Raw genomic sequence first — 9,467 nt, 5'->3', positions numbered from 1 at the left:
AAATGGCCGACTTCACCGCCACCGTCTACCAGAACGAGTTCCTGCCCGACGGCGGGACCGACGTACACGCCATCGTCACCGTGAACTGCGCCGGCGCCGGCGCGGCCGGGCAGTCCGGCAGCGGCGACGCGGGCGAGATCATCATCGTCGACACCTCCGGCTCGATGGGGCGCGACGGCGTCCAGGCCGCCGCGTACGCCGCGCAGACCGCGCTCGACCAGATCCTCGACGGGGTCTGGTTCGCGGTCATCTCCGGCAACGACCGGGCCCAGCTGGCGTTCCCGCCGTCCGCGGAGCCGGTGATGGTGAAGATGGACCCGTACACCCGGCAGGCGGCCAAGGACGCCGTGTCCCGGTTCTACGCCGACGGCGGGACCGCGATGGGTACCTGGCTGCGGCTGGCGTCGCGGGTGTTCGCGACCGTGCCGACGCTGTCGCAGAAGCACGCGATCCTGCTCACCGACGGCGAGAACCAGCACGAGACGCCGGAGGCGCTGACCCAGGCGATCGAGTCGGTGACCGGCCAGTTCCAGTGCGACACGCGCGGGGTCGGGGTGGCCTGGCAGGTCGACGAGGTACGGCGGATCGCGCAGGCACTGCTCGGTACCGTCGACATCATCCCGGCACCGAACCAGCTCGCCGAGGAGTTCTCCAAGCTGATCCAGAACGCGATGAGTCGCGGCGTGGCGCAGGCCGACCTGCGCGTGTGGGCACCACAGGGCGCGGAGGTGCTGTTCGTACGGCAGGTCGCGCCGACCGTGGAGGACCTGACGTCACGGCGTGCGGTGATCAACCCGTTGACCGGCTCGTACCCGACTGGTTCCTGGGGTGATGAGTCGCGGGACTATCACGTGGCGATCCGGTTGGCCGCGAAGGCGATCGGGCAGGAGCAACTGGCGGCGCGCGTGCAGCTCGTACTGGGTGACGATGTCGTCGCGCAGGGGCTGGTGAAGGCGCTGTGGTCGGCCGATGACGCGCTGACCACGCGGATCAGTCCGGAGGTCGCGCACTACACCGGGCAGACCGAGCTGGCGCAGGCGATCCAGGACGGTCTGGCCGCCAAGGCCGCCGGAGACACGGCTACCGCGACCACCAAACTCGGGCGTGCGGTCCAGCTCGCCGCGGCCACCGGAAACGAGGCGGCCACGACCCGCCTGCGCAAGGTCGTCGACATCGACGACCAGGAAACGGGTACGGTGCGGCTCAAGCGCACGATCGAAAAGGCCGACGAGATGGCCCTGGACACCGCCTCCACCAAGACCACCCGGGTGAGGAAATGACAGCAACCTGTCCCAGCGGACACCCCACCACCTCAACCGACTACTGCGACGTCTGCGGCCTCCCCCTCCCCGCCCCAGGCACAGGCACAGGCACAGGCAGCAGCGCACCCGGCACAGGCACCAGCAATGCACCCGGCACCACCCCGCTACCCGGCACAGCACCCAGCAGCACCCCACCGGCTGGCGCGGCGCCTGGCCTCACGCCACCAGCGCCCGCGACAGCCACCGGCACGACACCACCCGGCGCCACCGGACCCGGCACGCCCCCTGCCGGAAGTGCAGCGGCCGCAAGCACACCCCCCGCGTACGGCCCGACCGCCGGCGCCGTAGCACCACCGACCGGACCCGGCGCGACCGCACCGCCTCCCGGAAGTGCAGTGGCTGGAGGTAGTGCATCGGTGGGTGGGCAGTTGTGTCCTAGCTGTTCTGAGGCGGCATCCGTCGACGCGTTGTTCTGCGAGAACTGCGGTTACGACTTCACCACCGGCACCATGCCCCGCCCGGCCGCACCACTCGACCAGGCAGGCGCCCCGGCACCAGCACCAGCGGCTCCGCAAGCAGCGATCGGTGAGTGGGTAGTGGAACGCTGGGTAGACCCCGACTGGTACGCGGTCCAGCAAAGCGAAGACCCTTGCCCGTCCCCCGGCCTCCCCGCCGTGATCGCACTGAACGGTAAGAGCCTCCTCGTCGGCCGCCCGTCCCGTAGTCGCGGCATCGACCCGGAGATCGACTGCGGCGACGACACCGGCGTCAGCCGCCGCCAGGCGCAACTCACCACCGACGGCCAGCGCTGGTGGATCGAGGACCTGCAGTCCTCCAACGGCACGTACGTCGCGTCCGCCGCCGGCCCGCTCCCCGACACCCCGATCGTCCCCGGCCAGCGCCAGGAACTGAACCCGGACGACCGCATCTACGTCGGCGCCTGGACCCGCCTGGTCGTCCGCAAATCCACCCCCGAAGAACAAGCCGGCCAGGCCTAGCCCCCTGAACCGCAGGGTTGCCCCCTCAAAATCCCAGGGGGCAACCCTTCAGCCAAGCGGGCCAGCAGGCAACCTCTGCCGGTTTGCAGGTGCGTCAACCGCTGCCCGATCGCAGGCGTTGACCTCTGCCCGGTCGCGGGTGCGTCAACCTCGCCCCGGCTGGAGATGCGTCCAGCTCGGCGCCGGCCGGAAGCACAGCCACTCGATCGCCGCCAACCCCAGCACGATCGGAATCGCCCACGTCCACGGGTGACGCGGCAGCGCGATCATCGCGATCCCCGTCCACAGCGCGATCCACCCACCGCCGTACCCGCGCAGCACCCCGCGATACCAAAGCCCACCGGGCGCTTCCGCCGCACGCTGCCCGAAGTACACGAACAAGTACGTGGCAACCGCGATCGGGCCGAAGTACCAGAGCCGTCCCCACTCGTACGGCACCATCACCAGCGCGGTCAGGCACACCAGCGCGATCGTCCAGTGGTACACCTCGCCGGCCCAGTTCAACCCACGCCGGCGCAGCGTCAGCACGATCGCGAGCGGCCCGAACAGTACCGCGAACACCCCCGCCACGACATGCATGATCAGCGCGATGTCACGCATCGCCGCGACTCCCCGATCCCCCCAGCCCAGCTGACATGTCAGGGAGCATAGGGCTCGGGGAGTCGCGCGTCTCTACCTCAGCGCCGCGGTCGTCGCCGGCTCAGCTCTGCGGGAACGACAGCACCCGCCGGACCGCGAACTTGCGGTATCCCTGCCGCTCGAAGCTCTTCGCCATCGGCACGTTGCCGAAGTCCGTATCGGCGCGGATCTGCTTCGCATCGGCGAGCTGATGGGTGAGCTCGGCCAGCAGATCGTCGATCAGCCCCTTGCCGCGGTGCTCGGGTACGACGCCGAGGTAGCCGACCACGGGACCACCGGCGTTCGCGGACGGCATCTCGAACCCGACCAGTTCGCCGGCCTCGTCGTACGCGAGCCGCCAGAGCGCACGGTCACCGGGCATCGACTTGTACATCGCCAACTCTTCCCGCGCCGCGCCCTCGACGCCGATCCGCGCGATCTCGCGGGCCGTCGCCGCGTCCAGACTGTTCTCGCTGACCTGCATGAACATCTTCACGAACGCCTCGTCGTCGGCCGGTTCGAAACGCAGCCGGGTGGAGCGCTTCGGCAACCCGTACTCCGGTTTCCACTCGTAGCGCAGCCGGTCGGTCACCTCGGTCAGCCCGGCGGCGACGGCTGCCCGCGTACGCTGGTCGAGCGGCGCGACGACCTCGGGATCGTTCTCCCAGTCGCTGTCCAGGAAGAAGTGGTACTCCGGCGGTTCGGCATCAGCCGGACGAGCCGCGAGGACATGCTCGATCAGCGCGGTCCACGCCGGGACCGGGTCGCCATCGCCGGCGTAGTACAAACCGTCGATGCTGAACGGGAGCGGTTCTTCCGGTCCGCCCCACCAGATGGCGAGCGCCTGGATGCTGCCGTTCTCCTCGAGGACCCAGGTCCAGTCGTGCCGGTAGTAGCCGGCGGCAACATACTCGCGGTAGCGGTCGAGGGTGACGGTGTTGACGGACTGCTGCTCGATCAGAGCGATGATGGTGTCGAGGTCGGCCTCGACGGTGGTGCGGATGGTCACGAATCCTCCAACGGGAGGCGCGGGGGTCCGCTCAGTGCGAGCTGGCGGAGCGGGCCGGGCGCGCCGGGAAACAAGTCGGTGTACGCATCGGTCGCTCCTTCCACTCCAAGATTGTTCTCGCCGAGCTAGACCCTAGAACGCGGCCGGGGTCATAGTCCACCTGTTATTCACACTTGGGATGACCCGTCGCCGGTCTGGACGGAGGATCCTCGGCGGTATGAGAACCCTCATCTCTGCCGTGACCCTGGCGACCACCGTCGCCTTCGGTTCCACGGCGTACGCCGCCCCCACCGCCCACCCCACGTCGTCGTCCATCACGGCGATAGACACCTGTGCACTCAGCTCGCTGCCTTCGCAGGCATCCGACACGCTCAAGCTCATCCACTCCGGCGGACCGTTCCCGTACCGCCAGGACGGCACCGTCTTCTCGAACCGGGAAGGCATTCTGCCGAGCCAGTCGTCCGGGTACTACCACGAGTACACCGTGAAGACGCCCGGTTCGCCCGACCGCGGCGCCCGCCGGCTGATCGGCGGCGGTGCGAAAACCACGCCCGCGCACGTCTACTACACCGGCGACCACTACGCCTCGTTCTGCGAGGTCGACGAAAACAGTTGATCCACTGGCGGTAATGTCGTCGGCACGTTGAGTGATCATTCCTTGGACGGAAGGACGCTGCACCGATGCCGACTTCGCGCCTGCCGCACCGGGCCGCGCGTTCGCTGACCGCCCATCGGCCGCACCCGGTCGCACGTTCGCTGACCGCCGGCCTGCTGCTGACCGCCGCACTGTTCGTCTTCGGCCGGCCCGCGACCGGACTGGCCGAAACGACCGGCGACCCGGTGCGGCTGACGCACGGGTTGTACGTCGACCCGGCGTCGGCGGCCGCCGCGTACGCACGCCGGCACCCGGAGGACACCGCGCTCGCGTCGAAGATCGCGGGTCAGCCGTCGGCGCGCTGGATCGGAAGCTGGAGCGGCGAGGCGAAGGCTGCAGTCACGGCGTACACGACCGCGGCTGACCGGGCCGGGAAACTGCCGGTGCTGATCACCGACAACCTGCCCGGCCGGCAGTGCGGGATCGGCGGCGGGGCGACGACCGACGCCGCGTACCGAAACTGGATCACGGCCGTGTCGGACGGGATCGGAGCCCGGCCGGCGATCGTCGTACTCGAACCGAACGCGCTGGCCGGACTCGACTGTTACCCGGCGGCGCAGTGGGACGGGCGGATCGCGATGCTCAAGTACGCGGTGGGGCTGCTCGCCGCGAAGAACCCGAACACGTGGGCGTACCTCGACGCCGGCACCGTGAGCTCGGCCGGCGCGAAGGAGATCGCCCGCCGCCTGCGCCTCGCCGACGTCGGCAAGATCCGCGGGTTCGCGCTGAACACGGCGGACTACTTCAGTACCGAACAGTCCACCGCGCGGGGCAACGAGATCCTCACCGCGCTCGGCGGTGGTACGCACTTCGTCATCGACACCAGCCGCAACGGCAACGGTTCCGACGGCAGCTCCTGCAACCCACCCGCCCGCAAACTCGGCGCACCCCCGGCCACCGCCCCGGCCCCCGCCGACCTGCACCTCTGGCTCCGCACCCCCGGCGAATCCGACGGCCCCTGCGGCCTCGCCCCCACCCTTCCCACCCGTACCTTCTCCCCCGTCCTCGCCCACCACCTGATCACCGGCACCTGATCGCGGCCCCGGAACAGCAAGCGGCCCCGAGCATGTGCTCGGGGCCGCTTGGGGTACTGCGGGTGCTGTCGGACTACTGGATCAGAAGTCCATGCCGCCCATGTCCGGCGCGCCACCCGGAGCGGCCGCGGCCTTCTCCGGCTTGTCGGCGATGACGGCCTCGGTGGTGAGGAACAGGGCCGCGATCGACGCCGCGTTCTGCAGCGCGGACCGGGTCACCTTGGCCGGGTCGATGATGCCGGTGGCGATCAGGTCGACATACTCACCGGTCGCGGCGTTCAGACCGTGACCCGGCTCGAGGTTGCGAACCTTCTCCACCACGACGCCACCCTCGAGGCCGGCGTTCACGGCGATCTGCTTCAGCGGGGCCTCGACGGCCTGACGCACGATCTGCGCGCCGGTCGCCTCGTCACCCACGAGCTCCAGCTTCTCGAACGCCGCCACGGACGCCTGCAGAAGAGCGACGCCACCACCGGCGACGATGCCCTCCTCGACGGCCGCCTTCGCGTTGCGAACGGCGTCCTCGATGCGGTGCTTGCGCTCCTTCAGCTCGACCTCGGTGGCCGCGCCGACCTTGATCACCGCGACGCCACCGGCCAGCTTGGCCAGCCGCTCCTGCAGCTTCTCGCGGTCGTAGTCGGAGTCCGACTTCTCGATCTCGGCGCGGATCTGGTTCACCCGGCCGGCGATCTGGTCCGCGTCGCCCTCGCCCTCGACGATGGTCGTCTCGTCCTTGGTGACGACGATCTTGCGGGCCTGGCCGAGCAGCTCCAGGTCGACCGAGTCCAGCTTCAGACCGACCTCCTCGGAGATCACCTCGCCGCCGGTGAGGACGGCGATGTCGACCAGCATGGCCTTGCGGCGGTCACCGAAGCCCGGCGCCTTGACGGCGACGGCCTTGAAGGTGCCCTTGATCTTGTTGACGACCAGGGTGGCCAGCGCCTCGCCCTCGATGTCCTCGGCGATGATGGCCAGCGGCTTGCCGGTCTGCATGACCTTCTCCAGCACCGGGACCAGGTCCTTGATGCTCGAGATCTTGCTGTTCACGATCAGGATGTAGGGGTCGTCGAGGACCGCTTCCATCCGCTCCGTGTCGGTCACGAAGTACGGCGAGATGTAGCCCTTGTCGAAGCGCATACCCTCGGTGAGCTCGAGCTCGAGGCCGAAGGTGTTGCTCTCCTCGACGGTGATGACGCCTTCCTTGCCGACCTTGTCCATCGCCTCGGCGATGATCTGGCCGACCTGGTTGTCCGCCGCCGAGATGGACGCGGTCGACGCGATCTGCTCGCGGGTCTCGACGTCCTTGGCCAGCTTGAGCAGCTGCTCGCTGACCGCCTCGGTGGCCTTCTCGATGCCCTTCTTCAGGCCCATCGGGTTGGCGCCGGCGGCGACGTTGCGCAGCCCCTCGCGGACGAGGGCCTGGGCCAGCACGGTGGCGGTGGTCGTACCGTCACCGGCGACGTCGTCGGTCTTCTTGGCAACTTCCTTGACGAGCTCGGCCCCGATCTTCTCGTACGGGTCCTCGAGCTCGATCTCCTTGGCGATGGAGACACCGTCGTTGGTGATCGTGGGGGCGCCCCACTTCTTCTCCAGCACGACGTTGCGGCCCTTCGGGCCGAGCGTCACCTTGACGGCGTCGGCGAGGGTGTTCATTCCCCGCTCGAGGCCGCGGCGCGCCTCTTCATCGAAAGCAATCAGCTTGGGCATTCTCCGCGAGTCCTCCCGCGTCGAGTCTTTGTGGTTCAGCCGGCTCCGATGCCCGCGACGGACGGCACCAGGGTCGCGACGCTCATGTCCCGCCACGCTCCGGCACCTCATCGAGGCCGTCTTCTTACACACTCCGGCGAGCCGAGCAGTTATCACTCTCACCCGTGGAGTGCTAACCAAGTATTAGCACTCGCCCCACCCGAGTGCAAGCCAGCCCCCGCGCGGCGTCAGGCGGCTGCCCCGGTCAAGCCGTCAGTTGGGCGATCAGGTACTTGGGGGCGGTTAGGCGCCAGGCTTCGGTTATCAGTTCTTGGAGTTCTTCGGGGTCGGCGTGGGGGAGGTTGATTTCCAGCCAGGCGAAGCGGCCGCCGGACCAGGAGGGGGTGAAGACGTCGGGGTTCTCGGCGACCAGGGCCTCCTGTTCCTCGCGGAGTGCTTTCAGGTGCATTCGGGTCTGGTCCTCGGACAGGTACGCGAAGCTCTTGTTGCGGACCTTGAAGACCGGTTGGCCGGCCCAGCCCTCGTGCTCCTCCGCACCGGGCAACTCACTCATCACCTTCACCACCGCCGCCATGTCCATACTTCCCAACGCTAACGACCCGCACCGACAGTCCTGGGTCAGCCGGAAGTCGTCAGGGGTGGGTCAGGGGTGGGTCGGTGCCGATCCGGATGTGGTGGAGGGCGCCGGGGCGGGAGAGTAGAGCCATGACGAACTCCAACGCACCGTTTCAGAACCTGTCCGGCAAGATCCTGCGGCGGTCCGCCAACCAGCGGATGCTGTCGGGTGTCTCCGGTGGTATCGCCGAGTACCTGAACGTCGACGTCACGCTGGTCCGGCTCGGCTGGGTCGGGCTGACGCTGATCACCGGTGGTGCCGCCATGATCGGGTACGCGGTCGCCTGGATCGTGATTCCCGAGTCCGACGGCAAGGCCGTGTGGCAGAACGTTCAGCAGACGGTCAACCACAACCAGAACACGACCGAGAACGACATCGCCGCCCGCCTCTACGACGACACCAGCAACAACACCGGCACCAAGCCCCCGGCGGCGTGACGGTCACTGCGCCGGCACCGCGCCAACCCTGTGCCGGCACGGACGCAGCACCCACGGCCACTCTGGCGGGGTGACCACAGCCAGCGGTCACCCCGCTGCCGCTCACACGTTGAGCGCAGCTCCTCGTAGTACGGCAACAGCCTGGTCAGGGTGGTCAGCGAAGACGCCCTGCAGCCCCAGCGCGGCGAACCGGGTGACTTCGGTAGCGAAGTCAGTCGCGGTAGGTAGGAAGCGCCGCTCCGCCCGGAACGTCCAGGCCTGCACCGCCAGACCGGCACGGTGTGCCTGATCAACCAGACGAGTCGGCTCCCCCAGACACCCGTCAGCAGTTCGCGGAATCACCAGGTCCTTGTGCGGCGCCAGCACCTGCGCGTACGTAGCGACCTCCCGCAACCCGGACGGTGCAAGCAGATCAGCGTACGAGCGACCGTCACCAGTACGCAGGAAGTCGTTCGGTGCGCTCTCCGAGTCGATCAGCTGTACCAGCGGTACCCGCGTCATCACCGCCAGCCGACGCAGACTGGTCGGTTCGAACGACTGCACCATGATCTCGTCCGCACGCAGTCCCAGTGCCACGATCCGCTCGGTCAGTAGCTCCTCCAGTGGCAGACCGAGCCGCCGGAAGTACGCCGGGTGCTTCAGCTCGGGGATGACCCCGATCGGCCGCCCGAGCCGCGCCGACTCGCGCCGGGCCAGGGCTACCACCTCGTCGAAGGTCGGTACCTCCTCCAGCCCGTCGTACGCCGTGTTGCTCGCCCGCAGCGCCGGCATCCGCTCCTTGGCGCGCAGCGTCCGCAGCTCCGCGTACGTGAAGTCCTCCACGAACCAGCCGGTAACAGCCGTCCCGTCGACGATCTTGGTGATCTTCCGGTCCGCGAACACCGGGTGATCAGCCACGTCAGTAGTACTGGAGATCTCGTTCTCGTGCCGGCAGACCAGGACGCCGTCCAGCGTGGCTACCAGGTCGGGCTCCAGGTAGTCGGCGCCCTGTACCGCTCCCAGCCGGTACGCGGCCGGTGTGTGTTCCGGGCGGTAGCCACTCGCTCCCCGATGCGCGATCACCAACATGGTTCCAGGACAGGGGCCGCAGATTGCCCGGTGGGAACCCGTTGCCCAACGCAAGGTGAAGCT

At 68.6% G+C, this 9,467-nt stretch carries 10 protein-coding genes; 5 read left to right on the top strand and 5 right to left on the bottom strand.

Annotated features, from left to right (window positions below):
* The first annotated feature begins 2 nt into the window (after positions 1–2).
* Together HDA44_RS31835 and HDA44_RS31830 are read left to right on the top strand one after the other, a co-directional pair.
* Positions 3–1,280, top strand: a complete 1,278-nt coding sequence (locus tag HDA44_RS31835; protein WP_184840786.1) for a vWA domain-containing protein — start codon at positions 3–5, stop codon at positions 1,278–1,280.
* Positions 1,281–1,678: 398 nt separating this feature from the next.
* A complete protein-coding gene (locus HDA44_RS31830; protein ID WP_337906650.1) occupies positions 1,679–2,260 on the top strand; it encodes an FHA domain-containing protein in 582 nt (193 codons plus the stop codon).
* Positions 2,261–2,404: 144 nt separating this feature from the next.
* Here the strand turns inward: HDA44_RS31830 and HDA44_RS31825 are convergent, their stop codons facing one another.
* Together HDA44_RS31825 and HDA44_RS31820 are read right to left on the bottom strand one after the other, a co-directional pair.
* Positions 2,405–2,860: a hypothetical protein gene (locus HDA44_RS31825; RefSeq protein ID WP_184840783.1), complete on the bottom strand. Its 456-nt coding sequence runs from the start codon at positions 2,858–2,860 to the stop codon at positions 2,405–2,407.
* A gap of 100 nt (positions 2,861–2,960) precedes the next feature.
* Entirely contained in the window at positions 2,961–3,887 is a 927-nt protein-coding gene (locus HDA44_RS31820) for a GNAT family N-acetyltransferase (RefSeq protein WP_184840781.1), read from the bottom strand.
* Between the two features lie 217 nt (positions 3,888–4,104).
* Here HDA44_RS31820 and HDA44_RS31815 point away from each other — a divergent pair, with 217 nt between their 5' ends.
* Both HDA44_RS31815 and HDA44_RS31810 read left to right on the top strand, forming a co-directional pair.
* Positions 4,105–4,503, top strand: a complete 399-nt coding sequence (locus tag HDA44_RS31815) for a guanyl-specific ribonuclease (RefSeq protein WP_184840779.1) — start codon at positions 4,105–4,107, stop codon at positions 4,501–4,503.
* Positions 4,504–4,568: 65 nt separating this feature from the next.
* Positions 4,569–5,576, top strand: a complete 1,008-nt coding sequence (locus HDA44_RS31810) for a glycoside hydrolase family 6 protein (RefSeq protein ID WP_184840777.1) — start codon at positions 4,569–4,571, stop codon at positions 5,574–5,576.
* An 81-nt stretch (positions 5,577–5,657) separates the two neighbouring features.
* Here the strand turns inward: HDA44_RS31810 and groL are convergent, their stop codons facing one another.
* Together groL and HDA44_RS31800 are read right to left on the bottom strand one after the other, a co-directional pair.
* Entirely contained in the window at positions 5,658–7,283 is a 1,626-nt protein-coding gene (groL, locus tag HDA44_RS31805; RefSeq protein ID WP_184840775.1) for a chaperonin GroEL, read from the bottom strand.
* Between the two features lie 244 nt (positions 7,284–7,527).
* Positions 7,528–7,863, bottom strand: a complete 336-nt coding sequence (locus HDA44_RS31800; protein WP_184840773.1) for an MmcQ/YjbR family DNA-binding protein — start codon at positions 7,861–7,863, stop codon at positions 7,528–7,530.
* Positions 7,864–7,988: 125 nt separating this feature from the next.
* On the opposite strand from HDA44_RS31800, the gene HDA44_RS31795 reads away from it, so the two are divergent.
* Positions 7,989–8,336 carry a PspC domain-containing protein gene (locus HDA44_RS31795; RefSeq protein WP_184840771.1) on the top strand — a complete coding sequence of 116 codons (348 nt, stop codon included), beginning with the start codon at positions 7,989–7,991 and terminating at the stop codon, positions 8,334–8,336.
* A gap of 102 nt (positions 8,337–8,438) precedes the next feature.
* Here the strand turns inward: HDA44_RS31795 and HDA44_RS31790 are convergent, their stop codons facing one another.
* Complete coding sequence (locus HDA44_RS31790) at positions 8,439–9,404, bottom strand: glycerophosphodiester phosphodiesterase (RefSeq protein WP_184840769.1); 966 nt, start codon at positions 9,402–9,404, stop codon at positions 8,439–8,441.
* Positions 9,405–9,467: the final 63 nt, after the last annotated feature.

This window comes from Kribbella solani (assembly GCF_014205295.1).
Classification (GTDB): Bacteria; Actinomycetota; Actinomycetes; order Propionibacteriales; family Kribbellaceae; genus Kribbella; species Kribbella solani.
This window is presented reverse-complemented; position numbering and strand designations above follow the sequence as displayed.